Below are 25,871 nucleotides of genomic sequence, written 5' to 3'. Positions count from 1 at the left end.
GAAATTAAAATGTCAAAATAAAAATTGATATTAAACTGAATAATCTCATTAATCATTGAAATTTTTTTATTGTTGCCCGATAAAAAGAAGTTTCACCTCAACCATTTAAATGTTTATGAGATAGATTAACAGGTCGCTCCTAAAGGAGCTGTATTAAGTCCCATCGGGACTTACTGTTAATAGGAAATTTGTATTCTTCAGTAAAAAGCTCCGTAGGAGCGACCTGTTAATTGTTTTTTCATTTTTATCGGACAATAATTAATTTTTTTTCATTATTTCAACTGTTCTTTTCTAATTTTCACTTTAATCAAAGAGATTTTCCCGTTCCTTTTGAAAATGTTTTCGGAGTCTTCTTGATTGATGGTTAAACTGTTCTCTATTTTTGCTTCGCATTGTTCATTAAAAATTTCCACGCTTTCGGTTTCCGAAATTTCATAAATCACCGGAACTTCGCATTTGGTAAAAAAAAAGGCATTTTTGGGTAATTTCAACGTTGAAGCATTGGATTTTACATCAAAATATTCAATCGTTTTTTCTTCGGACAAAAATTCTTCTTTTCTTAATAAATCGGGTTTAAACTGTAATTGTCCGTCTTTTACCACAATGCCCAATTCTCCAAAACGGCTCAGTAAATCTTCTTTTACTTGTCCCGTCATTCCCGGTTGTTGTGCGCCTTTTCCGAATGGCGTGTGCGAATACGCATCGGTTGGGAAAGCGCCGTACAATTCCGGAGATTTGTGAACGCCGATTCCTGCGTTGATTTCGTAGAAGTATTCCAATAATCTTCCCACCGTTTCTGGCGAAGCGTTTTCGTTGATGGCTTTTTGGCAAACTTCCATTACGGCTAACAATAATTTGGAAACCATATGCCAATAAATGGAGCCTAAACCTTCGTACCCATAGAAAGTTCCGCTTCTTCCTGTAAATTCTTTATGATTAAAAACTTCTTCAAAAATTCCTAAAATCAAGGTCTTTTCATGATTTTCAACTTTTAAAGCATCCAAAGCCAATTCTAAATCGCCTGCATTTTTGAAATTTCCATTAAAATGATAATTTCCTAACACATCTTTTTCGATGATTTGGGTGTTTTTTTCGGAAACCAATTGTTGAAGTAATGCTGATTGCTGAACCAAATTTTCCGGAATGCTGTTTCTTTCTAAAAATCCTTTCAGTTGCTTGTTCGGATACAACAAATAGCTGTACTAATCTGGACGGAACAAAGCCGAATTTTTCAGTGCGTCCAAAACTTTTAAGGCTTCATTTGAACTTAAAAATTGGGAACTCAACACCGCAACTTGTCCTTCCAACATTTCGCTGAGATACGAAACAGCCACCGATTTTTCGTTAGAAGTCATCAAATTATACGCGTGATACAAACCGTCTTTACGTTCGTTGGCTTTGATGGAATGTTCCAAAAACTGGAGCGAAAGATGAATAAATCGTCTTAACCCTTCCAAAGAGATAGTTTGTTTTTTACCCCAAAATCCTTTGGTGTACACGTGATTTCGGTATTCCGAAGCCGCTTCACCGAATACATCGAGGATTTTTTTGCGGTCTTCGTTGCTGATAGTTCCTTCCAATAAATGAAGATTTTCCTGAAAACCTTCTCGTATTTTTTTGTAAAAATCCACCAATTCGGTAGAAACTTTCACGTTTTCCAAAGCCGAATTTTTAAAAACAGCCTGGAAAAATTTCATCATTCTTCGCAGATAATACAGCGTCACCATCGAAACACCGTTTCCTACCAAAGCGTTGTTGGCATCGTTCCATTCCGGACGTTGCGTGTTCATCCAGATTCCGCCTTCCAAAATGAAATTAGACAATTTGGCAAGAACCGTTGCCAATATTTTTTCGGTGAAATTCACCTTCAATACTTCTCCGTTTTCATCGGTAAGCAAAGCACCGTCTGCTCCCATTTCGGCTCTTCTTTGGTGAATTGTTGCGTCCAATTCAAAATCAAAATCAATGGTGTCTTTCGGATTTTTCAGAATTTCTTCGTAGGATTTTATTTTGTACGGAACATTGGCATACACAAAAATCTCTTGATCCAACAATTTTTCTAATGAATTTGGGAAATAATTTTCGGCAAATTCTAAAAATTTCTGTAAATAAATAATCTGATGATCGCCCCAATATCCAATGTAACTCCACGGGTCGTCGGCTTCAATGGTTTCCCAATCGAAACCGTCTTTGGTTACCCGATACGGATTGTACCCGTCAAAAGTGGTGGCATTGAGGAATTTGAAAATCATCCCTTCGATAAAATACGGATACGAATGCGCCAAAGCCTCCCAATTTTGGAAAATATCTCTCCAGTTTCCTTCGTAATCCAAGATTTTAGAACCATCCACTTCGCTAGTTGTGTTGATGGAAAATTTATTCCAAGGACGAGAAGGATCTCCGTGACGGCGGGAAAATTTGAGCGGTAAATATTCTTTTGCCAGTCTTATGAAATCGGCGTTTTGGGCGTTTTTCAGTGTATCATTCAATTCAAATAAAGAAAATTTCTCCGGAAGTTGATTGATGATGGAAGTTGAATTTTTGAAGACTTCGTGATTGGCTTTTTCTACATATTTGGAAAAATCCCACTTTTCGATGGTGTAATTGTCATCGAAAATTCCGCCACGCATAATGTTAAATAACGTGTTGGAAAAATGTCGACTGTCTCGCAAATCGTCATTCGTAAACTGCAATCCATCGGCAGAAGCGACTAATTTTTTAAGATTTTCGGTGCCTAAATCAATATCTTTTTGGATAGTTGAAACAAGATTTTTTTCGTTTTTAATGCGTTCAATCCAACCGATTACATTGGATTGAGACTGATTCACATTGGCGATAAAACACCATTCTTTTTCAGAATTTAATGCTATTTCTTGTTGGATGAAATACGCCCCTTTTTCGTCTTTAATATCGTTTTCTTGTGTAATTTTTTCGCCTTTTCTGAAATTTTTCAACTGAAGTGAAGACAGCAAATACGTTGGATTTTCTGTTCCGATGGAGAAAACGGTGTTTGCTTTCAAGGCTTCGCTTGGTTCGGCTTTATCCACGATAATGGCACTCAAAGCGAAAATTCCGAGTCCAGATTTTTGGTCGAGTTCGGTACGTTTGTAGGCATCGCCCAAGTTGCTGACACGGTTTTGCAAATCGCTTCCGATTCCGTACGGTAAAATATTTTGAAGTCCGTCTAAAATAGTAATGTTTTGATTTTCATTCGATAAATTTTTGATTTTAGATTTTTTGATGAACCCAAATTCGCTGCTGTTGTTCCATTCGTAGGAAAAAGCGAGCGCCAAATCGTGGTTGATTTCTTCAAAAATAATCTTGTTCCCAAATTCGTTTTTGTATACATTTCTAGTGGTGTGAAATTGTGCTTCATTGCGAACAGAAAAAGGTTCCCAAAGGATGATTTCTCCATTTTTACGAACCTGAACCATTGTTTTGCTTCCGGTAATTTCTGCCGATTCTGTGATTTTATCATCGGTGTAATACGGAAAAAGGGCAAATTCTGAGTTTTTTCTCCCTGCGGAAAGCCCACCATTGCTGGAAACGAACATCCAATGATTGGAGTCGCTGACGATGGTCATAAAAAACGGACGCAACGTTTCTGTATCGGAGATTTTAAAAAAAACTTCGTGGTTGATTTTTACAGTTTCTAAAGAGGATTCGATATGGGAAATCGTGGATTGCATTAATGAAATTTTGATAAATTATTTTTAAAAATAAGTTTGTAAAGCCCTTCCGAAGGAAAAATTTCCTTCGTTGAAATGTTTTGTGAGTCATGTTTTCGGGAAACCTTACAGGTTTGAGTGGTTTAAAATTTTATTTTGCTTTGTAAACTCTTACATAATCTATGGTCATTTTTTGTGGGAAAGGTGTTCCGTCAACCGGAAAACCTACATAATTTCCCCCAACCGCAACATTCAGAATCATAAAAAAGGGAGAATTGTAAACCCATTGACCTTTTTTTTCCACTTCATCACGAGTCAGACGTTGATATAGATAGTCATCTATAAAGAAATCAATCTTGTCTGCATCCCATTCTACAGCGAAAATGTGGAAATCGGTATCGAATCTTCCATTTTTCAGAGCGTATGCTTTTGTAATAGAATTTCCTGCGGAATATCCCGGTCCGTGTAAAGTTCCGTTGATGATGTGCGGTTCCTGTCCACGCAATTCCATAATATCAATCTCACCACATTGGGGCCACGGAACGGTATCTACATTAGCACCCAACATCCAGAAAGCTGGCCATATCCCAGGTCCGTAAGGTGTTTTTAACCTGGCTTCAAATCGCCCGTATTGCTGATCAAAAAGTCCTTTGGTTTTGATTCTTGCTGATGTAAAAGCTGAACCGTTATAGCTTTCTTTTTTGGCAGTGATCACAAGGTTTCCGTTTCCGTCCTGCGAAACATTTTCAGGACGGTTGGTGTAATATTGTAATTCCTGATTTCCCCAACCTCCATTTCCGGTTCCAATATCATAAGACCATTTTGAGGCATCAGGAGAAGTTCCTGCTACACCATCAAACTCATCGCTCCACGTAAGTTCCCAGTTTCTTTCCGGCAATGTCTGTTCTGCTTCTTCTTCACAGGAGATTGTGATAAACGCAAAAGCAATAACTGAGGTTAATTTTAAAAATTTATGGTGATTAAAAAATTTCATAATTCTTATTTTTGATTTTAATTGTGGAAATACATATTATCAAAGAAAATATCGCCATTTCCATCTGCTTTAAACTGAATAATGCTGCTTAAGTTTACCCCAGAAAATGCTGATAAAGGAATATCAATGCTTTTCCAGCCATTTGTACTCGTTCCTATTCCTGATGGAACAGACAAAGTATATGATCTTTCTACCGGACCGGGGCTAATAAGATAGAATTTTAAGCTAGTTGAATTTGCAGTATAGTAATCAATATGAATAAAACCATAAGATGAAACATTGAGCGGACTTGCGAATTGTGTTCCCTGATAATTTAATCCGGCATATTTTATTGTGTTATTTCCCGCAATCGGAAGTTGGGAAACAATTGTGCTCTGACCCCAGTTCGGATTAAAGTCTGTTCCTGCAACATTGGTATATGCATCACTAAATACTGAGAGAACAGAATTTGCAGCGTGAGAAGGATTTGGAGCAGCCGCAGTTGGTGTTGCAGGAATAATACTTCCATCATTATAGAAATAAATGTTATCTGCATAAAATGCCGGAATATTGGTTCCTTCAAAAATAATCTGTCCGATTTTGTTTCTGGATGTTAGACCCGTCATTGCACTGAATGGAATGTCTAAACTTACCCAATTTTGTCCCTGTAAAACTGGTGCTGTAATCGTAGTGACATGGTTGCTGTCGTCACCTCCTCCATAAACTCCGTCTGCACCAAAATTCACAACATTTACTTTAAAATTAGCTCCTGCTGCTAAAGCATTGGGAAGATAAATATCTGCATGGAAATGTGACGTTGCAGAAGCGTTAATCGGATTGGAGGCAAACTCAATTCCAACAAAATTGAAGTTATAATAGTTCAATACATTGTTTCCGTTAACTGTAAAATCTGCCGATTGCGTGGTTTGGTAAGGTGCCCAATAACCATTGTAATAATCTACCGGAACATTGGTATAAGTGTCACTGAAAACCGAAATCACTTTATCAGCAGGATGTGTTGGCGTTGGAGCCGCAATAAAATTTCCCTGAGAGTTGATCGTTAAGCTTCCCGAAGCTGTTTTTCCTGCTAAAGTAGCCGTAATTACTGCAGATCCTCCCGAAACAGTAGAAACATTTCCTAAGTTATTCACCGTCGCAACCGAAGGGTTGGAAGATATAAAATTAAAATAATGCGGCGTAAGATTCACCACCTGATTCAATCCGTTAGGAAGACTGAAGGTGGAAATCAATCCATCAACATTTTGGTTTACTCCTACAAAAGAGGTTACCGTTTTGTTTTCTCCATTAAGAATTCCGGCACTTCCCTGTGCAATTCCGGGAACCTTTTCAAATTTCACCTCATCAATCCAAAAAGTGTATCCGTTATTGTTTTCCGGACCTTCTGAATAGAAAAACATTCCTTTTTCTGCTACCAACTTCTCTGCATCAGGAATCGGAATATATACCTTTTTCCAGTTGGTATTTACAGGAAGAGCATTGATGGAAACCTGATATCTGTTTTCACCTAAATCATTTCCAAACCCGATAACATCTATTTTTGCAGGCTGTGTTGCTTTTATCCAGAATGAAAGGGCGTTATAATCTGACAAATCTCTTCCTACTGATGTAAAAAAACTTCCGCCTGCATAAGCTCCTTCCGGGCTTCCGTAATCCGGAACTTCAAAACGCATTGATGCTGTACCTGCATATTTTACCTCGTTATCAACCTGAAATGCTTTAGGAGCAGAACCTCCAAATGCTGCATAATTAAGCCCTGAGCTAAAACCATCGATAAAAACCTCAGGATTTTTCGGATAGCCGGCTTCTTCTAATTCATTCAGATCGCGCTGACATCCCAAAACCAATAATAAGGATAATGCTAGAGCCGATTTTATGATTTTATTGTTAAATATATTTCTCATTTTTTTCATTTTTCCTGTTATGTATTGCAGCCCGACTTGAGCGGAGCTCTTTTTGTAATTTTTTAAAAATTACAAAAAAGCGGGAGCGGAAGGCGGATAAAGCTGCCCAAAATTTTATTTCCCTATATTAATTTGAATATATGTTCTGATTTCCCACTCGTTTCCATCCGGAAAACCAATCGCAGTTGGATTTGGAACCCAGTTTCCTGCACCGTCAATTGTTTGGGTAGGATTGTATCTTGGCGAGTACTGGTCTAATGTTCTGTAGGTTCCTCTAATTCCGATTCTGGTTCCCGGAAGAATCCACCAATCTGGTTTTCCGATTTCGAGAGAAAGATCTCCCATTAACTGCATCGGGAATGTTTGGTTAAAATCTCTGTGGTAATCGTAAGGTCCCCAATCGTTAAGCTTAAATGCTGTAATGAATTTCATTTTTTTGTAAATGGCTCTCACATCTAAACCGAATCTTTCTATTTTACGAGGGTCGCTTCCGTTTGCCTGTCCCGTTCCACCATAAATATTGGCTATAACACCGAAATTGGTTGAAATTTTTGAAATAATTCTTGCGTTGGCTTCCCAAAGATCTGCAGCAGGAGCTGCTCCCGGAAATGCAAATAACGATCTTCCGTCCCCCAAAATACCGATGGCAGCATCCTGTGTAGTTGGTAAATGTCTGTAAACAAATCCTGCACTGAATGCAAATGGTGCATCTTCTGTTCTGTCACTGTCCCAAGCGTACATCCAAGTTGCCGGAGTCGGATCATAAGTGAATAAAATTTCTCCTGCGGTTTGCTCTCTGTTTGCTCTTACTACAAAAGGGTCTTCCAGAATATTTCTTGGTCTTCCCGGAGCCGGAACACCGAAAGGAACAGGTCCTTCAATAGGTTTTTGCCAAAGAAAATTGGGTGCAATCTCAAAGTTTCCTATTTTGTAGGTAAAACCTGTAAGAAAGTTGTATTGATTTCCACTTCCTGTGTCTTTTAACTTCCACCCTGTGAAGGTCTGAGTCTGATCCCAACCTCCGTTGGCAACCAATCCCATTGCAGAACCTAGAGCGTACCAATTGAATTTTCCTCCGATATATGTAAATTTCGCTTTACCACCCCAATTGTCATCGCCATTAATTTGATCTTGGTAGATGTTTCCGTCTCTGTAAAGTTGAAAATCTCTTCCGTTAAGCGGTTGACCAGCCCAAATTCCGCCCAAGTCAATCACGAATTTGCCTAATTTTCTTTGTACTGCTAAAGTTGCCCTTCTTGTTTTTGGCTGCGGAACAGCAAATGAACTTTGAGAATCTCCTCTTTGGTCTACATCTTCGTGGAAAATCCCTGTGAAGTTGAATTTTCCTAAACTTTTAGAATATTTTACTAAAAATGCAGGGTTGGCTCCCCACCAAAGTTCTGGTCCGAATGCGATTTTTAAGCCGCTAATTTCTTTTTTACCTGTAAATTCAAATCCGAAAGGTGCTTCACCGTTGTAGATATCCATATTAGGACCATAATTGGCTTCAGGATACAATCCGAAAAAATCACCTTCGTAACCCCAATGATAATGACCTGTTCTGTAAAAGCCGTGAAGATCAAAGTATTTGTGATTCCAGTTATAACTTGCGCTGTAAACTTGGAATCTATTCAAGTCTCTCATTTCGGTAATGGTTCCATCAGCATTCAAAACTTTAATTGGTCTGCCTCTGTTTTCGTAGAAAATCTGGTCAATAGGGTTTTCTGCTACATTTCCTAAAATATTAAAATTGACATTGGCTCTCATATTGGGTGCAGGATTTCCTTCAAACCCTACATAATATGACTGCATATGATCAAAACCTTGTTTGTTAGGATATTTGGTGTAAGCGTCTGATTTATCTTTGGGGGTTTCCGTAAGACTTCCACCCGTGTTGAAGGTAGTAAAATCTGCTCTCAGCTGACTGATTCTGATTAAATCACTACTTTCTCCTTTCAATGCTGCTTTATCTCCTCTTGCACGAAGTTGTGCATCTGATAAATTTATATTCCCGAAATATGATTGTACTGCATTTCCAGATTTTGCAACAGCATTGTTATCATAAGGATTAAACTGATGAATTTCTTTTAAGGTATAATATGCACTTCTTGGATATAATTGATAGTGACCCGAAGCATCCGTTTTTCCTTTAGCACAGATTCCGAACCATTCTTCATTCATATTGTTTTGTCCCTGTTTAAAATCCCTGATGTAACCGCCGTTACTCCAGGAAGCATTAGTATCATGAATGTCTAAACTTTCGGTCTGTTTATACTTCCACCAGCCATCACTAAACTGAAAAGTGAAACCTCCGATTGAGTTTCCTGCTTTTCCCATTCCTGCAGTATTTTCGTAGATTTCCTGCCAGTTTCCTTTAAGATAATAAGCCTGATCGTCCTGATTTTCCTGCTGTGAAAGTTCATTGAATGCGTCTGCACCAAACTCTGTGAAAAGTACTGGTTTTCCATATTCTTTTTTCACACGATCAAATAAATCGGTGAAAGAAACGCCACGATAGGAGTTAATTCCGAGAATATCTACATCTTTACATTCGTCATTAATGATATTCAGGAAAAGTAAATCTCCGTTACAAATAGCAACCGGAACAGAACCGTCTAAAGATTTCATTTCTTTGGCAGCCTCATTCATCAAGCGGTACATTGGGCGACCCCGCTTTTCTCCGACAAATCTTTTCTGCTCTTCATCATCCGGAAAATCTTCTGTCTCTGCGCCTTGCCAAAAAAGCCCGTAATTGTTTTCGTTTCCTAAAAGATACAAAAGTAATCCTGGAGTATTTTTGTATTGAGAAGTCAATTGTTTTACTTCGGACATCAAAAGGTCCTGAGTTCTCTTGTCATCATAATGGGTAATTGGTGTCCAAACTCCGTTAATCGTTAATCCATATCTTCCGAAAGAATGGTTGAGCATGGTGTAAATTCCATAATTTTCATAGATATAGGTAATCCATTTTTTTGGAATTCCGGAGTAAACACGAATAGCATTTACATTCATATTTTTTAGCAAAGACATCTCATCATCCAATGCTTTTTTGATGAAATCATCCGGCTGAGTCCAGAGTGAATAACTGAAATTGGTTCCGACAGGATAATAGTCCCAATTCATCCCATTTACAATGAAAGGTTTTCCATTGACTTCCAATTTTTGTCCGTTTAAGCTATTTACTACTTCCACTTTTTGAGATTGAGAGTAATAAATATGGGTGCTGAAACAAACTAAAAAAAGTAATATTCTTTTCATGATTTATATAATTTTTTCAAATTTTATTATGTTGTATGCCGTAAGCGTTACCCTATTTATTTTAAGAATCTTAACATGCCTAATTTAAAAATGTTAACAATTAGTTCATAGATCTTACATATATACATTTGATATACATAAATTAAACCACTGAAAATCAAACAATTGAAAATAATTTGCAACGAAATTAATTCTTAAAAGAACTTTTCATCCATAAGATCAGAATAAAATTATAGCTTCTATGACTGACATTTTTAACATAAAAGCTTCTCTGAAAAAGATTTATTCTCAATTTTTAAAAAATTTACTTCTGTATTATCAAATTATTTTATGTGAAATACAACAAAGCAAAGTAGATTTTAATTTCTATATTTATTTAAAATTTTAAAGCATGCAGTTTCAGGGACAAATTTTAAAAATGACAAGCTTCAACGATGAGCCTATCCAGTATTATCTTAATCTTTCCAACGATTTGATTCACATGAATGAGCTATTCGGGAAAGAATTAACCATAAGACACATTGGCTATCAATGCGTCAACTGTGGGCTAGACAAGACAATTTACAGAATGGGATTCTGTAAAAACTGCTTTTTTGAAAGTCCTTATGCAAGCGACACCATTATTCGTCCAGAACTTTCTACTGCACATCTGGGAATTGCGGAACGGGATTTGGATATTGAGAAAGAGATTCAACTACAACCACATACTGTATATCTGGCTTATACAGGCGATGTAAAAGTCGGGGTTACAAGAAATACGCAGATTCCGACACGGTGGATTGATCAGGGAGCCACTTTTGCTCTTCCTATTGCCAGAACAGAAAACCGCTATGAAGCAGGAATGATAGAAGTTGCGCTAAAGCAACATATTGCAGACAAAACAAGCTGGAAAAAAATGCTTCAGGATGATTTTGAAGGCGAAATAGATTTAGCAGATTTCCAGCAGAAGATCAGAGAATATTTTCCTGAAGATTTCCAAAAATTTTATTCGGAAGGAGAAAATCTGTGGAAGTTTGATTATCCTTATGAGAAGCCTGAAAAAGTAACATCTTTTACGCTGGATAAAAACCCCGAATTTACCGGAAAACTTATCGGAATAAAAGGACAATATTTAAGTTTTGCGGGTGGAAATTTTATGAATGTGAGAGGACACGAAGGATATGTCATAGAATTGAAAATCTGATAACTTAATGAAAAACAAATTATAATTATGAAAAAACCTTGGGTTAAGAAGCTTCTTATTGGCTTTGGTATATTGCTGGGAATTATTTTACTGGCAAATTTTGGCTTAAATATCTGGCTTAAAACCCAACTTCCCGGCTACATCAAAAAAAACACAGATTACCGTATAACCTATAAATCTTTAAATATAGACTTGGGAACAGGAAATATTCTTGCAACAGGAATTACTGTTAACAATAAAAACCCGGAAAACATGTCTGTCATAGGACTTCAGGGAACGATTGACACCCTGAAAATCAGCCGTTTCGGAATTTACGATGCTATGTTTAACAAAATAATCAGCTCTGATGATCTTTTGTTGTCTAACCCCAATCTTAATATTATTCTTCCAAAACCTATTGACAAAAAAACGGACAAAAAGCCTAACCCTGTTAGGTTTGAAAACATCAGAATCAATGACGGAAGTATTGCTGTTTTCCGTCATACAAGACAAAAATTGGTTAGCGTTGAAGAACTCAATCTTTATGTGGAAAACCTTCAGATGATGGAAGAATCTGTTGAGGAACGACTTCCGGTAATTTTTGATCATTACAGTATTACAGGAAAAAATTTCTTTTTTCAGCCCGATAACATTTATGAGCTTAAAATTGCTAAAATTGCCACCACCAATGGGCAAGTTTCTGTTGAGAATTTTCAGCTTCAGCCGTTGATTTCATTCGAGCAGTTTAAAAAAAACTATCCTGAAAAATCTAAAATGTTTCAGTGTATGGTTCCGAAAATGACCTTTAAGGATATTTCTCTCCAAAAAAATAAAATTTCTCTTGCTAATGCTATTTTTGTAAACCCTTTTATAAGAACTTATGACAGCGGTGTTTCGGTTAAAAAAGCTGTAAAGAAAAAAAGTTTTGAGCTGGATCTGAAAAATATCAAAGTGACCCATGCAAAAATACAAATGGTAAAAACGGATGCAAAAGATTTATTTTTTGCACAGGATCTCAATATGGAGATTTCCGAATTACAAATGACTAAAGAAAGTTCAGAAGAAATAATTCCTGTCCTGTACAAAGATTTCAAGATTTCAGGAAGTGGAATCTACTACAACGATCAACAAAATCTGTTTGCAGAAAGTTTTAGTTTAACACCTAAAAGTGGTCAGATTAAAAATATTACTGCAAAGCCTGTAAACTCTGATCTGGTTATGGATTTTAAAACCAGCCTTGTTAAGTTCAACATCAATACATTAGATTTTAAAAACAAAAAACTCAATCTGGACATAAAAGATATTCTTATTAATGGCGTAAATGGTAAAATTGCCTCTGCAAAAACTTCACAAAAAAAGAAAAACTCGGTAAAAGGAATTCATTTCCCTATCAAGATCAGAAAAATTGACCTTAAAAACTCTAATATTATTTACGAGAGCAACCAACAGCCTCTAAGTCTTAATAATCTGAATGCTTCCATTGAAAATCTCGAACTTACAGAAAATGCCGCCAACAACGGAATGGCTGTGAAGGTAAAAAATTATCAGGCTACTGCAACCGATTTTGGTTATAAAACCAAGTTTTATCAAATGAAAATGGCTACCTTGAGTCTGAATCAGAATAAAGTTCAGATCAGCCGTTTTGCAATGATCCCGCTTGTATCAAGAGCCCAGTTTATAAGAATGATTCCGGTGGAACAGGATCTGTATGACATTAAAGCAGATCATATCTCTGCACAGGGAAACTGGGATTTATTCTCGGAAAATCAATCAATCAATGCTTCCCAAGTGATTATTCAGTCTGCAAATGCCAATATTTTCAGAAGTAAAATTCCGGAAGATGACCCGAAGATAAAGCCTTTGTATTCAAAGTTATTGCGAACCATTAAAATTCCGATGTTTATCACAAATCTTCAACTTAAAAATTCGATCCTCGAATATGAAGAAGACACTCCGAAAAGCAATGGTCCGGGAAAGCTTACTTTCAGTAATTTTAATATGAATATTAACAATCTTAATTCAGCAAAAATGAAAGGAAAGCCAACTCAGGTTGCCATAAAAATAGACTGTCAGTTTATGAAGACCTCACCATTGGCGGTAAACTGGAGTTTTAACACCGCTGATCAGACGGATCGCTTTGCTATTTCAGGAAACTTAGACAATATCCCTGCTGTTGCGTTGAATTCTTTTATTGTACCTTATATGAGTGTTTCGGCAACGGGATCTATTCAGCAAATGCTGTTTGATTTTAATGGTGATCCGAAAGGAATTGGCGGAACTTTCAAAATAAAGCACAAAGATTTAAAAATTTCTGTTCTGAATAAAAAAAGTAAAGAAAAAAAGAATCTTCTAAGTGCCGTTGCCAACATTTTCATTAAAACAGATTCTGGTCAGTTTCCTGAATCTGTGGTCGTGGAAGGGGTAGAAAGAGATCCTACCAAATCTTTTTTTAATATGTTTTGGAAAGGTATAGAAAGCGGATTGAAAAAAACGTTAATAGGAATCAATTCTGAAAAATCAAAAAACAATACGAAAAAAACTGTGCTTCCCAAAAAGAAAAAATAGTTGAAAAAGTTTTAAAATTAAACATCCCGAAACATTCAGTTTCGGGATGTTTAATATAGTAAATAAATTATATTAATATTCATCGCTTTCTTCGATAGGAATATCTCTTAAAAAAGCGTCGAATTCCTGACCAGGATAATTGCTTTCTGCTCCGTAAGAATCAAGAATAATTCCTAGATTTTTTTCGTTATCCTGAACTACATATAAAACAGCACTATCATCAGGATTGCTCGACCCTTCAAATCTGTATGTTTTTACAATTTTAAGTTCTTCGGGTTTGTAATTTTTATCTGATCCTTCATATTTCATTTCGCATTCTTCATTCATTCTGAATTCTCTGTGAATTCCTCTTTGTCTTAAAGTTTCCATGACACTGGTAAGCGTTGTCATTCTGTCTATATTTTCTGAATTTTCCATAATAATATTTTTTATGTTTAGTACAATTTTTAAACCATAAAGCACTAAAAGCATTTTTTAATGATTAACAAAATTTATCATTCATTAAAAAACAAAAAGGTATATTATTTGATATAGTTTGAGACAGATCAATAATATTTCTTTTGAAACTTATTGATCTTGGAACATTAAAATAATATCTACATATGAAAAAAGAAGTAGGAGTTTTACTGGCAGGAGGCGTAGGACTTTTGGCAGTTTTAAGTTTTTTTGGCGTAAAAAAAATATTATCTAAGAAGAGCAGAAAATATAATGAGTATTATTCTGATTATCACAGACATTTTGACAGCAAAAATCATGATGATGATCACGGAATAGAATTTTATGCCGTTAAATAGCGACCCGTAAGAAATAGTAAGAATATAATTTTTTTAAATCCGGAATCATTTTTTGATTTCGGATTTTTTGTGGAAAACTATCGTGTTAAATCTTATTATTTTCAATAATTCTAAGCTTACTTTTACGTTAATAAAATATGCGAGACGAAAATTTTAAAAAAGGTCAGGGAGCTCAGCGAAATGTTATCAATCGTTTTGACAGGTTTAGGTATGAGCCTGATGATGAAGATTTAGGATCCATAAAAACAACTTTCACGGAAATTTTTCCTAAGACAATTGTCAACCAAGTAAAAAGCGAAGATTTACCGATGGAATATTCGATGAATCCTTATCAGGGCTGCGAACACGGCTGTTCCTACTGTTTTGCAAGACCCACCCACGAATATTGGGGTTACAGTGCAGGAATTGATTTTGAAAGAAAGATAATGGTAAAGAAAAATGCTCCGGAATTGCTGGAGAAATTTTTCAAAAAAAGAGGATATCAGCCTTTTCCGATTCTACTTTCCGGAAATACAGACTGCTATCAACCTGCCGAAAGACAGTTTGAAATTACCAGACAACTTTTACAGGTTTGTCTTGATTACCGTCATCCTGTGAATGTTTTAACGAAAAATGCTTTGGTACTGAGGGATTTAGACATCTTAAAACCGATGGCAGAACAGAATTTAGTTTCTGTATCTCTTAGTATTCCGACCATTAATGAAGATCTGCGCAGAAAGATGGAACCACGAACAAGTTCTGCAAAAAATAAGCTGAAAGCCATTGAAATTCTGTCAGAAAACGGGATTCCCACCCATGTTATGGTGGCTCCAATCATTCCGGGACTGAACAGTGATGAGCCTTTAACCATTTTAAAAGCTATTTCAGAAGCAGGCGCACAGAGTTTTGGATATACTTTGGTGAGACTGAACGATACCGTAGAACCTGTTTTTGTACAATGGATTGAAAATGCATTTCCTGATCGCGCACAAAAGGTTTTAAATTTAATAAAGTCTATGCATGGCGGAAAACTGGGAGAAAAAAGATACTTTGACCGACAGAAAGGTGAAGGAAATATTGCCGAAATGATTCACAATACTTTTAAAATAGGCAGAAAGAAATTCTTTGATGGGAAAGAGTTTCCTAAGCTTTCAACCGATGGCTTTACAGGGACGAAGGAGCAGCAGCTGAGGTTGTTTTAGAATTTAGAATTAATCTAACAATAACCTTTCTTCCAGATTTTTTATTTTTTCTTTAAGAAAATTGAGTTCTTCTTTTAATAAACTTTTCTCATTGACTTGCTTAATATTTTTTTCAAATATCTCATCAACCTCTACTTCTAAAAGTTGTGCAATTCTTTTCCATTCTTCATCTGAAATTTTGATTTTTCCGGATTCTCTTTTTTGGTATTGAGTCTGACTTATTTTGAGATAAGTGGCAATATTTGTTTGGGAAATTTTTTTTGCTTTACGTATTTGTATTAATTTCTCTTTTTTCATCCTGTAAATTCATGTTTCTAATAACGAAAATACTAATAATTTTCGTATTTCAAAATTTATAGGCTATAAAAAGCGGTAATTTTTGGTTGGATGGGTGAATTATGGTGTTTAAATTTGAAAAAATTTTATAGGTGTAAAATACAAAACGCTGATCAGCACAAACCTATATCAGGGATTATATAGCACAAAGCAAAAAAAATTTAAATTTGAAAACGTTAACCACAATTGTCATATTATGGCTTAAATCATTAAATTATGACCACAGGAATATTGGTCTGTGGTTATCTTCTCATCCGGACTATCCGAAACTTAATTCAATAAAAGATACTCTAGCAAGATTTAATATTGACTCAATGGTTGCAGAGGTTGATTTTGAAACATTTTTAACTTTTCCTAAACCCTGTTTAGCTCTTGTTGATGTAAACGGTAATCAGCAGATTGTAATTGCAGAACTAAATAACAAGAAGGATAAAGTAACAATTACCTCTGATCAAAATAAAGTTGAAACCCAGCCAATTGATGAATTCTTTGGCAATTGGAAAAGAATTGTAATCATTGCTGATGAAAACAAGGATGCAAAAAAAGGAATAAGCCAACGGTTTGAAAAATATCAAAGTCAATTATTGATTGGATCATTGGTTTTTGGTTTGGTATTTTACATATTCATGGCAACACATTCTGTTCCATATACTTTAGGTTTTTTAGGCTCAATTATTGGAGTATTTGTTTCGATTCTTATTCTTAGGAAAGATTACAATATTAATACGGGGTTTACAGATAAGTTTTGTACCGCTTTGCCAAATAGTAATTGCGAAAATGTAATGAAATCGAAAGGAGCCAAGTTTTTTGGTGTTTCATTATCCGATATTTCGTTCATCTATTTCGTGAGTATTCTGGTGATACAATTAATTTTGCCTCATAGTTTTATCCTTCCTATCATTTCTTTAGTCACTGTTCCCATGATTATATTTTCAATTTATTATCAGTGGCAGATTGTAAAAACATGGTGCCCTTTGTGTTTAATGATAGTGTTGTGTTTAGGTTGTTGGGCTACCATGGGAACTATAATTATTCTAACACAAAAACTAAAAGCAGATGGTATAACCATATTTATTTCATTTGTTGTTTTTGCTTTAGCAACAGTTGTATTTTTTTCTCTAAAGCCTAATTTAAAAATAATTGGAGTTTTCAATGATATTAAAAAAGAGCTTCTTTCTTTTAAAAGAAATTATCATCTGTTTATGCCTTTTTATGTGAATAACGCAAGACAAATAGAGAAGCAAGAGTTTGCTAATGAGATTATTTTGGGCAACAGACAAAATCCTTTAATCACGCTAACTGCAATTACAAATCCATTATGCGAAAGCTGTATCGAGACTCATAAAGTGTATGAAGAACTTGTGAACAAGTATCCACAAATACAATTAAAGTTAAGGTTCTTAGTGCCTTTTAATGATAGAAAAGATCCTAGAACTTTTATTACAGAACAAATGCTTAATATTAATCAATCTCAACCAAACGATATAGAGGCATGCTTATCAGATTGGTACGAAAATCCTAATATTAAAACATGGATTGATCAATGGGATATTAATAAAGACTTTATACATAATAAAACTTTAATGCTCCATAATCATTGGTGTATCTATAATGAGTTAGATTATACCCCTGCTTTAGTGATCAATAATAAGGTTTTTCCTAGAATTTATGATCCAAAGGATGTACAATATTTTATAGAATATTTTCTGAAGTATGAAGAATATACAAAACAACAAGATAGTCAGTTGCAACGATTATAAATTAACTTTTTTATTAACCTTAAATCTTTAAAACTATGTTAGATTTATTAAAAAACTCGTTAAATGTAAAAGTTCTTGGAGAAGAACAAATGTTAAGCGTTGCTGGTGGAGGAACTTGCGGAGTCGTTTATCATGAAACTTCTGGTGGCTCAAAATTCACTTGCTTGATGGATAGTCAAATGACTATGGCAGAGGCTAAAGAAGCTATGAATGCATTTAATAATGCAGAAACGACAACTGGTAATGAATACGCTACTTGGTGTTGTGACAGTTGCTCTAATTATGTTCCATGTAATTAACAGCAATTTTTATTTTCTTCGGAAGGAGATTAATAATCTCTCTTCCGAAGATTTTTTATTTAACTTTTAATTAAAGAATACTGTATAAATGTTTAGATTAAATTATCTTTTACTGTTAATAATTTATAGTCAGTTTCCAAATTTTTGTCACTCACAAAACAAAATTGAGACTTCTGAAATTAATTTGAATCGGAATAAAGAAGAAGCGATAATATTTGCCAAATTGGCTAGTAATAAAAAAGAAATTGCAATTATAACTCAAGACAAGTATTTAAATCCTGTGACCGTTAAATTAAAAAACGGAGATTCACTGATATTAAATACAAATAGTACAAATATTATTAAAATTTTCAGTCCTGTTAAGAGTTTTCCTATTGAACCCGGAGATCGAATCCAGATTGTTCTTAATGAAAATAATTCGGTTAATTTGAATGATTTAAATAATAGTAAGGAGAAACAGCAGAATTTAAATATTTTCAGTAGTTATGATGATTGGTATCAGGAGAATTACAACTCTGATGTAAAGATGATGAGAGAAAAAGCTTTCAATGTTCCAAACAAAAATGTAGATAGTATTAAAAAATTTAATAGAGTTTTTTTTAACGATTTGAAAATACAGTTTTTAGATCAGTATGAACGTGATGTTAAAATAAGTAGTGATGTCAAAGAACAATTTCTTTCATTTTATTATGCCTATAATTTATTTTGGAATTTCGAAAATATTGTAAAAACATTTCCTAAAAATGAAGATGAAAAATATAAAGCATGGAGAGATATTGCCCATTTCACCAATAAAAACACTAATGTAATTACATTAAACCTATTATCAATTTCTACAAATAAACTGTTTGATATAGATCATAGTAAAACAGTTCCAGATAATGTAATAGAAAAATTAAATTTGCATTTAAATCCAGATATTAGGGATTTGTTACTTTATAGATTAATATTATCAATTAATAATGCTTCAGCATTCAAAACATATTTGGACAAGTTTAATTCTTTCTCATCAAACGATTATTTCAAAAAATTATTGAAGGAAAAATATGAGAATTTACTGCTTGTTAAAAAAAGTCCGAAAACTTTAGTACAAACAATTAATGGTCAAAATACTAGTATTGAAGATATTATTAATGAGAATCGCGGGAAGTATATTCTTTTCAATTTTTGGGCGAGCTGGTGCTCTCCATGTATTAAAGAGTTAAGGGTTTTAGTTCCTGAAAGCAGAAAGCTAAATAGTGATGAAATAGTTTTGGTGTACATATCTATAGATACCGAAAAAAATGCATGGATTAATGCAGCAAAGAATTTGGAATTAGACAAGTTATCTTCAAGTTATTTATTATTAAGTGATAAAGGACCTTACATACAAAAAAATAGAATACAGTCTTATCCAACAAATATCATCTATAATAAAGAAGGAAAAATAATTAAAATGAAAGTAGGAGAAATTACAATAGAAGAGGTTAAAAATATTTGTGGTTTGGATTAATTCATAAAACATTTGACTTAAGCGCTATTTCTTTTTTTGAAGGAATGATGCTTAATAAAAAACAACCAAATGAAATCTATACATAAACAATTTTTCTTGATTCTTTTAACTTCAATATTCTTCTTTTGCAGCCCGAAGCAAGAGAGTGATTTTAATAACATTGATTATCAGGAAAATAACTCTGACAGTATTTTTGTCAAAATTGCCAATATAGACTCAGCTTATATCCCTGCTACATTCATTGGTGGCAAAAAATTTATTAATAACAATCCAAAGTTATTAGTTGTTTATAACGATTCCATAGAAGGAAAAATATTGTTCTCGGAAAATTTTAATATTAAACTAGTTCCTAAAGAAACAGGTATTTATATTAATTATGGTTTGTTTAAAACTGAATATTATTATCCTGAGAAAGGAGATACTTTACGCATTGTTTACAATGGCAACACTCCTACTCTTGAAGTAATTAACAAAAATGATTATGAGTACAATGTAACAAAATATATTGATTCAAAAATTAAAAAACCATTGTCATTTACAGAGTTTTTATTAGTTAAAAGTAGAACTCCCAAACAAGGGGAGTATCTTAGTTCACGGGAAGATTACGAAAAATATTACTTTCAGTACAATTATATCTTAGATTCGCTTTATTCTCAAAAGAAAATAACTACAACATATTACAATAACGTAAAAAAAATAAAAGAGATTGATTTTTATAATGATGTTTTGCAAGAAACACATAATTTATCAGATGTCGATCATAAAAAAATTAAGAATCTAATAAAAGTAGATTCCTTACTAAAATACCCTAATTACAGATATTTTATAAAGTCTTTTGTAGATAATTTATACTCAATTGGCTTTAAAGGAAAAATAAATAGTCAAATAAGGGAAAGCGATAAAGGGTTTAATGCTGTTTTTTCTTCTAAAGACTTTGGAGAACAAACAAAAAACTACCTTCTTTTTTATTATCTAGAAGATATACTAAAATATTATCCTGTGAAAACTGCTGATTTGTATAAAGAAAGATTTACTACACTTAAAAATAAAGATATAATAAATTATGTGAAAATTATTAATCAGAAGTACTCATTCGATAAAAGCACAAATGGTATAATTTTAAAAAGTATTAATCGGCAAACAAAATCATTAGATATATTAATTAAAGAAAATAAAGGGAAAATTATTTATCTTGATTTTTGGGCGAGCTGGTGTTTGCCTTGTAGAGAAGCCATGCCATCCTCAAAAAAATTAAGGGCTGCGTTTGAAAATAAAGATGTCACATTTATTTTTCTGTCGATTGACAAAGATTTTGATAAATGGAAATCAGCAAATGCAAAAGAGTATTTAGAATTTTTTAAAAATTCTTACATTGTTGCCAATCAGGATACTTCTATGGAGTTTAAAAAATTAGGATTAGAAAGCATTCCTAGATACTTAATTTTTGATAGAAATGGAAGACTTATCTATAAAAATGCTCCGAGTCCTGAAGATTCAGAAACAAAAGAAATACTGAATAAATTACTAACTAAATAACGAAAATTGCTATCCAAAACCTTTCCCTTTTACCTTCAACCCGATGCCAAAGACTGCGGTCCCACCTGTCTCAGAATCATCAGTAAACATTACGGCAAAAGTATTTCTTTGCAGCAGATCCGCAATCTCTCCGAAACTACTCGTGAAGGAAGCAGTTTATTGGGTTTAAGCGATGCCGCAGAAGATTTAGGTTTCCGTTCTTTGGGTGTTCAGATTGATTTTAACACGCTTTCTGAAGAAGTTCCTTTTCCGTGTATTGTACACTGGAATAAGCAACATTTTGTAGTAGTTTACAAGATTGATAAAAATAATATTGTTTATATTTCTGATCCGAGTTACGGACTAATTAGTTACACAAGAGAAGAGTTTATCAAATTCTGGATCGGTGAAAACGCTAACGAAAATACGGAAGAAGGTATTGCTTTGATTCTTGAAACCACGCCCGCTTTTTTCCAAACCGAATTTGATGATGAAGAAAGTAAGGCAAGTTTTTCTTTTCTTTCAAAATATCTGCTGAAATACAAATCGCTTATTTTTCAGTTGGCAGTAGGCTTACTTGCGGGAAGTTTACTTTCGCTGATTCTTCCTTTTCTTACCCAAAGCATTGTGGATGTCGGTATTCAGAATCAGGACATCAATTTTATCTATCTTGTGCTTCTTGCACAGGTGATGCTTTTTCTCGGCAGAATGGGAATTGAAGTCATCCGAAGCTGGATCTTACTGCATCTTTCTACTAGAATTAATATTTCTATTATTTCCGATTTCTTCATCAAACTGATGAAACTTCCGATCAGTTTCTTTGATACGAGAATGACCGGAGATATCATGCAGAGAATTAATGACCATCACAGGATTGAGCAGCTTCTCACCAATTCATCGCTCAACACCTTATTTTCATTAGTCAATCTGATCATTTTCAGTATCGTTTTGCTGTTTTATGATTACAGACTGTTTGTTGTCTATTTGGTTGGAGCGGTTTTGTATGTCGGATGGATCACTTTTTTTCTTAACAAAAGAAAAGAACTCGATTATAAAAGATTTTCACAGGTTTCTCAGGAGCAAAGCAAGGTCATTGAACTGATCAACGGAATGCAGGAAATCAAAATGCACAATGCGGAAAAGCAAAAACGCTGGGATTGGGAGTTTTTGCAAGTCAAATTGTTTAAATTGAGAATAAAATCGCTATCATTAGAACAATGGCAATCTGTAGGCGGAAATTTTATCAATCAGATGAAAGATATACTGGTGAGTTTTCTTTCCGCTAAATTGGTTTTGGAGGGAAATCTTACTTTAGGGATGATGTTGTCGGTTCAATATATTATTGGTCAGTTAAACAGTCCGCTTTTACAATTGATAGACTTCATCAAACAAACTCAGGATGCCAAGATTTCTTTGGAAAGATTAGGTGAAATTCATGATAAAGAGGATGAAGAAAATAAAAACGAACAATATGCCAATGAGATTCCTCAGAAAGATATAGAAATCAGCAATATGTCTTTCAGATATATTGGTTCCGACCAGTTTGTTTTTGAAAATCTGAGCTTAAATATTCCATTCCAAAAAACAACCGCTATTGTCGGAGCCAGCGGAAGCGGAAAAACGACTTTGCTAAAACTTTTAATGAAGTTTTATGAACCCAATGAAGGCGAAATAAAAATCGGGAACACTCAGATGAAAAATATTTCTCCAAGATTCTGGAGAGATCAGTGCGGTGTTGTGATGCAGGAAGGTTATGTTTTTAATGACACCATTGCTAATAATATTGCAGTAGGAGAAGATTACGTAGACAAAAATAAGCTGAGAAAAGCAGTAGAAATTGCCAATATTAAGGATTTCATTGAAGAATTGCCTCTCAGCTACAATACCAAAATTGGAAATGAAGGAGTTGGGATAAGCGGCGGACAAAAACAAAGGCTTTTCATTGCAAGAGCGGTTTACAAATCTCCGGAATACATCTTTTTCGACGAAGCCACTTCTGCTCTTGATGCCAACAACGAAAAAGTAATTATGGAAAACCTCGAACAGTTCTTTAAAGGCAAAACGGCAATCGTGATTGCACACAGATTATCAACCGTGAAACATGCCGATAAAATTATCGTCTTAGATAAAGGTAAAGTGGTAGAAGAAGGTAGTCACGCAGAATTGGTTGCTTTGAAAGGTGAATATTACAGACTTGTTAAAAACCAACTGGAACTTGGAAACTAAGAAAGATATTTTATACAACATAGAACTCCGTTCAGAAAGCGTTCAGGATATTCTTACACAGCCTCCTCACTGGATGATCCGATGGGGAAACACCGTTATTTTTGTTATTTTGATCATGATTATGGTGATGAGTTACATCATTAAATATCCTGAATTTGTTCCGGCTCCTATTATTGTGACCTCCCAGAATCCGCCGGAAAAAATTGAAGCGAGAAGTAATTCAAAAATCGAAAAAATCTTCATCAAAGATCATCAGAAAGTAAAAAAGGGTGACGTGATGATGGTTTTACAATCTACCGCAAACTATCAGGATGTTTTGGAGCTTAAGACAATTGTTGATTCTATAAAATCTGACGATCTGCTGTCATTTCCTTTGAGTAAAGTTTCCAATTTCAAACTGGGCGAACTGCAGGGTGATTACAACAGTTTTGCAAAAGCTTTTCAGGATGAAAATCTTTTTACCCGTCTTCAGCCGTATGCTCCGGAGAATCTTGCCGCCAATCAAAGCATGACAGAAGCGAGAATAAGAATTGCTAATCTAAAACAGCAAAAAAATCTGGAAATCACCAAATATGAGCTGACTAAGAAAAACTATCAGCGTTCTCAGGAGTTATTCAATCAGGGAGTTATTGCAGCGATGGAACTGGAAAACGAAAAAATAAAGTTTCTGCAGGCTCAGCAAAACCTCGAAAACATCAATATTTCTTTATCACAGCTTCAGGAAAGCATTTCAAATTTAAATAAAACCAAAAGCGGAACCGCAATCAACATAGAAAAGGATAAGATTACCTATTCTTCGCAAACCTTACAGCTTTTTGAAAATCTTAGAAAATCCCTAAAACAATGGGAGCAAACGTATCTTATTATTTCTTCTACCAACGGAATGGCGAGCTTTCAGCAGTTTTTTGGTGAAAATCAGTTTGTGAAAGCCGGAGATCCGGTCATCTCTATCTTACCCGATGATACAGAGCAGCTGGTCGGAAGAATGTCTGTTCCTGCCGTCAATTCAGGAAAAATAATTGCGGGAGAAAAAGTTCTGATCAAACTGGATAATTACCGTTTTCAGGAATACGGAATCATCGAAGGAAAAGTGCAGAATATCTCTCTTATTCCGGATGATAAAGGAAATTATTATGTGGATGTCATCCTTCCGAAAGGTCTGAAAACTTCATATAATAAGACACTGAAGTTTGATAAAGAATTAAGAGGAAATGCTGAAATCGTTACTCAGGATTTAAGATTGATTGAACGATTTTTTTATCAGATCAGAAAACTCTTGGGCTATCAGTCCTGATTTTCTTCGTTATCCAATCCTGCATAATTTTCAATAATATGGTATGTTGCTTCCTTTAACGTTTTACCATTTTCAGGGTGCCGTCCAAAACTTGTAAAAAATTCCACTTCATTATTACTTTTATCATACCAGACTTTTCCTTTAAAATTATCAATAGTAAGGGTGTCTGGTCTTGTAATTTTTTTTAGATAGATAAACATATGAGAATTCATTGGGATCACATTGACTTGTGGTCCCAAATAACTGCTGTCTGTTGCCATATATCTGTCATTTTCCCAATACATATAAGGTTTATCAACAGCGGGAGAACTCCAGCCAGACATCCAACCCAAAGGTTCGGATGTTTTTTTATTAGAAAACACTACACCTCCGGTAACTAATAATATAACAAAAACCATTTCCATAATACCTAGTCCATTTTTTTTAAAAATTTCCGGGATTGTAAAAATCGGTTTATTGATAATTGTAATGACAATTTTTGATATTGCTTGCTGAATCGTATATTCTATTGTTTTCCATTCAGAGCAATATTTATTAAAATCATCATATCCAACGTATCTGCTTAGATTATCTAATATAGATCGCTTGATATTATAATCTTCGCCTTTTTCAACTATTGTCTTGTAATAATTTTCAAAAGATTTATAGCTTAATCGTTCATATTTATCTTCCAAAACCCGTTCAAGATGTGAAAGAATTCCACTAAACGATTGCTCTGTAGCGTCCTTTGAAGCCTGTTCATAGACATCTTCCAATAGTTTTTTCTTTTCAGATAAAAATTTTGACATATTCGATGGTTATTAGTGCGAAAATTATCAAGTTTTAATTCTTCAGCATTACGGTTTTCCGTAGATGTCACCGAAAAACTTTCCAAAAACTTTCCAAAAACTTTCTAACCCTTACTATCCTTTCTGTTGCATCTTTGCTTCAGAAATCAGTGACAAACAAACAATTACAAAAACAAATTTACAAAACTGATTTCAAAATCACCTGATAAAACGGAAGAAAACTCCGGGTTGGGAAGCAGATGTTTCTCTTCCGTTTTTGATGGCTCACTTCCCAAAAAATTTAAGAAGCGCTTCGAAATTTTATGTGTACAGCTCGAGATCAATGAATCTGCGAGAGGAAGAAAAACAATTTCAACTTCAAAATTTTAAGGAAATGATTCAATTATTATTGATGCTATTGGGTTTAGCATTCGGAAACAATAACGCAAATACAACAAATTGTGACAATGGAAATACAGTAACCACTCAAAATGACCCGGGAACGGGCTTTGATCCGGGAACAGGAACGGGAGGAGATGACGGAGGACCTGTTGGAGGAAATACAGGACAAATACCTCCTCCATATACAACTCCATAATTTAATATTGGACAGATTGCATAAATCTGTCCTTTTTTTTTACTTTGTATAAACTAAATCC

General features: G+C 34.4%; 17 protein-coding genes and 1 pseudogene. 11 read left to right on the top strand and 7 right to left on the bottom strand.

Annotation, left to right across the window (positions count from 1 at the left end; all coding sequences use genetic code 11):
- Positions 1-272: 272 nt before the first annotated feature.
- From FOL89_RS02940 to FOL89_RS02925, 4 genes and pseudogenes are all read right to left on the bottom strand, one after another.
- A pseudogene (locus FOL89_RS02940) lies at positions 273-3,689 on the bottom strand (hypothetical protein).
- 130 nt (positions 3,690-3,819) lie between these two features.
- Positions 3,820-4,662: a glycoside hydrolase family 16 protein gene (locus FOL89_RS02935; protein ID WP_144281357.1), complete on the bottom strand. Its 843-nt coding sequence runs from the start codon at positions 4,660-4,662 to the stop codon at positions 3,820-3,822.
- 17 nt (positions 4,663-4,679) lie between these two features.
- Positions 4,680-6,563: an Ig-like domain-containing protein gene (locus FOL89_RS02930; RefSeq protein ID WP_144281356.1), complete on the bottom strand. Its 1,884-nt coding sequence runs from the start codon at positions 6,561-6,563 to the stop codon at positions 4,680-4,682.
- Between the two features lie 114 nt (positions 6,564-6,677).
- Positions 6,678-9,821 (bottom strand): glycoside hydrolase family 2 TIM barrel-domain containing protein, encoded by a 3,144-nt coding sequence (locus tag FOL89_RS02925; protein WP_144281355.1) that lies wholly within the window; start codon positions 9,819-9,821, stop codon positions 6,678-6,680.
- Positions 9,822-10,212: 391 nt separating this feature from the next.
- Between FOL89_RS02925 and FOL89_RS02920 the strand changes: the two genes are divergently transcribed.
- The gene (locus FOL89_RS02920) at positions 10,213-11,004 is read left to right on the top strand and encodes a DUF2797 domain-containing protein (RefSeq protein ID WP_144281354.1); all 792 of its coding nucleotides are present in this window, start codon (positions 10,213-10,215) and stop codon (positions 11,002-11,004) included.
- A 27-nt stretch (positions 11,005-11,031) separates the two neighbouring features.
- Positions 11,032-13,548 (top strand): hypothetical protein, encoded by a 2,517-nt coding sequence (locus FOL89_RS02915; RefSeq protein WP_144281353.1) that lies wholly within the window; start codon positions 11,032-11,034, stop codon positions 13,546-13,548.
- 72 nt (positions 13,549-13,620) lie between these two features.
- On the opposite strand, the gene FOL89_RS02910 is transcribed toward FOL89_RS02915, so the two are convergent.
- On the bottom strand, positions 13,621-13,965 hold the full coding sequence (locus FOL89_RS02910) for a hypothetical protein (protein WP_144281352.1): 345 nt from the start codon (positions 13,963-13,965) through the stop codon (positions 13,621-13,623).
- A gap of 185 nt (positions 13,966-14,150) precedes the next feature.
- Between FOL89_RS02910 and FOL89_RS02905 the strand changes: the two genes are divergently transcribed.
- Both FOL89_RS02905 and FOL89_RS02900 read left to right on the top strand, forming a co-directional pair.
- Positions 14,151-14,342, top strand: coding sequence for a hypothetical protein (locus FOL89_RS02905; protein WP_144281351.1), 192 nt, complete (start codon positions 14,151-14,153; stop codon positions 14,340-14,342).
- A 137-nt stretch (positions 14,343-14,479) separates the two neighbouring features.
- Positions 14,480-15,523, top strand: coding sequence for a PA0069 family radical SAM protein (locus FOL89_RS02900; RefSeq protein WP_144281350.1), 1,044 nt, complete (start codon positions 14,480-14,482; stop codon positions 15,521-15,523).
- 9 nt (positions 15,524-15,532) lie between these two features.
- On the opposite strand, the gene FOL89_RS02895 is transcribed toward FOL89_RS02900, so the two are convergent.
- Positions 15,533-15,820, bottom strand: coding sequence for a helix-turn-helix transcriptional regulator (locus FOL89_RS02895; RefSeq protein WP_144281349.1), 288 nt, complete (start codon positions 15,818-15,820; stop codon positions 15,533-15,535).
- Between the two features lie 206 nt (positions 15,821-16,026).
- Between FOL89_RS02895 and FOL89_RS02890 the strand changes: the two genes are divergently transcribed.
- From FOL89_RS02890 to FOL89_RS02865, 6 genes are all read left to right on the top strand, one after another.
- Positions 16,027-17,619, top strand: coding sequence for a vitamin K epoxide reductase family protein (locus tag FOL89_RS02890; RefSeq protein WP_144281348.1), 1,593 nt, complete (start codon positions 16,027-16,029; stop codon positions 17,617-17,619).
- 35 nt (positions 17,620-17,654) lie between these two features.
- Positions 17,655-17,918: a hypothetical protein gene (locus FOL89_RS02885; protein WP_144281347.1), complete on the top strand. Its 264-nt coding sequence runs from the start codon at positions 17,655-17,657 to the stop codon at positions 17,916-17,918.
- Positions 17,919-18,006: 88 nt separating this feature from the next.
- Positions 18,007-19,410, top strand: coding sequence for a TlpA family protein disulfide reductase (locus FOL89_RS02880; RefSeq protein WP_144281346.1), 1,404 nt, complete (start codon positions 18,007-18,009; stop codon positions 19,408-19,410).
- 69 nt (positions 19,411-19,479) lie between these two features.
- The gene (locus tag FOL89_RS02875; protein ID WP_144281345.1) at positions 19,480-20,946 is read left to right on the top strand and encodes a TlpA family protein disulfide reductase; all 1,467 of its coding nucleotides are present in this window, start codon (positions 19,480-19,482) and stop codon (positions 20,944-20,946) included.
- 6 nt (positions 20,947-20,952) lie between these two features.
- Entirely contained in the window at positions 20,953-23,151 is a 2,199-nt protein-coding gene (locus FOL89_RS02870) for a peptidase domain-containing ABC transporter (RefSeq protein ID WP_144281344.1), read from the top strand.
- Positions 23,141-24,445 carry an HlyD family secretion protein gene (locus tag FOL89_RS02865; RefSeq protein ID WP_144281563.1) on the top strand — a complete coding sequence of 435 codons (1,305 nt, stop codon included), beginning with the start codon at positions 23,141-23,143 and terminating at the stop codon, positions 24,443-24,445. Before FOL89_RS02870 ends, FOL89_RS02865 begins: the two co-directional genes overlap by 11 nt.
- Here FOL89_RS02865 and FOL89_RS02860 read toward each other — a convergent pair.
- Complete coding sequence (locus FOL89_RS02860) at positions 24,436-25,233, bottom strand: hypothetical protein (protein ID WP_144281343.1); 798 nt, start codon at positions 25,231-25,233, stop codon at positions 24,436-24,438. The two genes, FOL89_RS02865 and FOL89_RS02860, sit on opposite strands and share 10 nt — an antisense overlap.
- A gap of 373 nt (positions 25,234-25,606) precedes the next feature.
- On the opposite strand from FOL89_RS02860, the gene FOL89_RS02855 reads away from it, so the two are divergent.
- On the top strand, positions 25,607-25,810 hold the full coding sequence (locus tag FOL89_RS02855) for a hypothetical protein (RefSeq protein WP_144281342.1): 204 nt from the start codon (positions 25,607-25,609) through the stop codon (positions 25,808-25,810).
- Positions 25,811-25,871 lie beyond the last annotated feature (61 nt).

The sequence above is a fragment of the Chryseobacterium echinoideorum genome, from assembly GCF_007474535.1.
GTDB classification, from domain to species: domain Bacteria; phylum Bacteroidota; class Bacteroidia; order Flavobacteriales; family Weeksellaceae; genus Chryseobacterium; species Chryseobacterium echinoideorum.
This window is presented reverse-complemented; position numbering and strand designations above follow the sequence as displayed.

Coding starts and splice junctions, on each gene's coding strand:
- FOL89_RS02855 (WP_144281342.1), top strand. CDS start 25,607: ATGATTCAATTATTATTGATGCTATTGGGTTTAGCATTCGGAAACAAT.
- FOL89_RS02920 (WP_144281354.1), top strand. CDS start 10,213: ATGCAGTTTCAGGGACAAATTTTAAAAATGACAAGCTTCAACGATGAG.
- FOL89_RS02935 (WP_144281357.1), bottom strand. CDS start 4,662: ATGAAATTTTTTAATCACCATAAATTTTTAAAATTAACCTCAGTTATT.
- FOL89_RS02900 (WP_144281350.1), top strand. CDS start 14,480: ATGCGAGACGAAAATTTTAAAAAAGGTCAGGGAGCTCAGCGAAATGTT.
- FOL89_RS02925 (WP_144281355.1), bottom strand. CDS start 9,821: ATGAAAAGAATATTACTTTTTTTAGTTTGTTTCAGCACCCATATTTAT.
- FOL89_RS02875 (WP_144281345.1), top strand. CDS start 19,480: ATGAAATCTATACATAAACAATTTTTCTTGATTCTTTTAACTTCAATA.
- FOL89_RS02885 (WP_144281347.1), top strand. CDS start 17,655: ATGTTAGATTTATTAAAAAACTCGTTAAATGTAAAAGTTCTTGGAGAA.
- FOL89_RS02860 (WP_144281343.1), bottom strand. CDS start 25,233: ATGTCAAAATTTTTATCTGAAAAGAAAAAACTATTGGAAGATGTCTAT.
- FOL89_RS02880 (WP_144281346.1), top strand. CDS start 18,007: ATGTTTAGATTAAATTATCTTTTACTGTTAATAATTTATAGTCAGTTT.
- FOL89_RS02930 (WP_144281356.1), bottom strand. CDS start 6,563: ATGAGAAATATATTTAACAATAAAATCATAAAATCGGCTCTAGCATTA.
- FOL89_RS02905 (WP_144281351.1), top strand. CDS start 14,151: ATGAAAAAAGAAGTAGGAGTTTTACTGGCAGGAGGCGTAGGACTTTTG.
- FOL89_RS02895 (WP_144281349.1), bottom strand. CDS start 15,820: ATGAAAAAAGAGAAATTAATACAAATACGTAAAGCAAAAAAAATTTCC.
- FOL89_RS02910 (WP_144281352.1), bottom strand. CDS start 13,965: ATGGAAAATTCAGAAAATATAGACAGAATGACAACGCTTACCAGTGTC.
- FOL89_RS02915 (WP_144281353.1), top strand. CDS start 11,032: ATGAAAAAACCTTGGGTTAAGAAGCTTCTTATTGGCTTTGGTATATTG.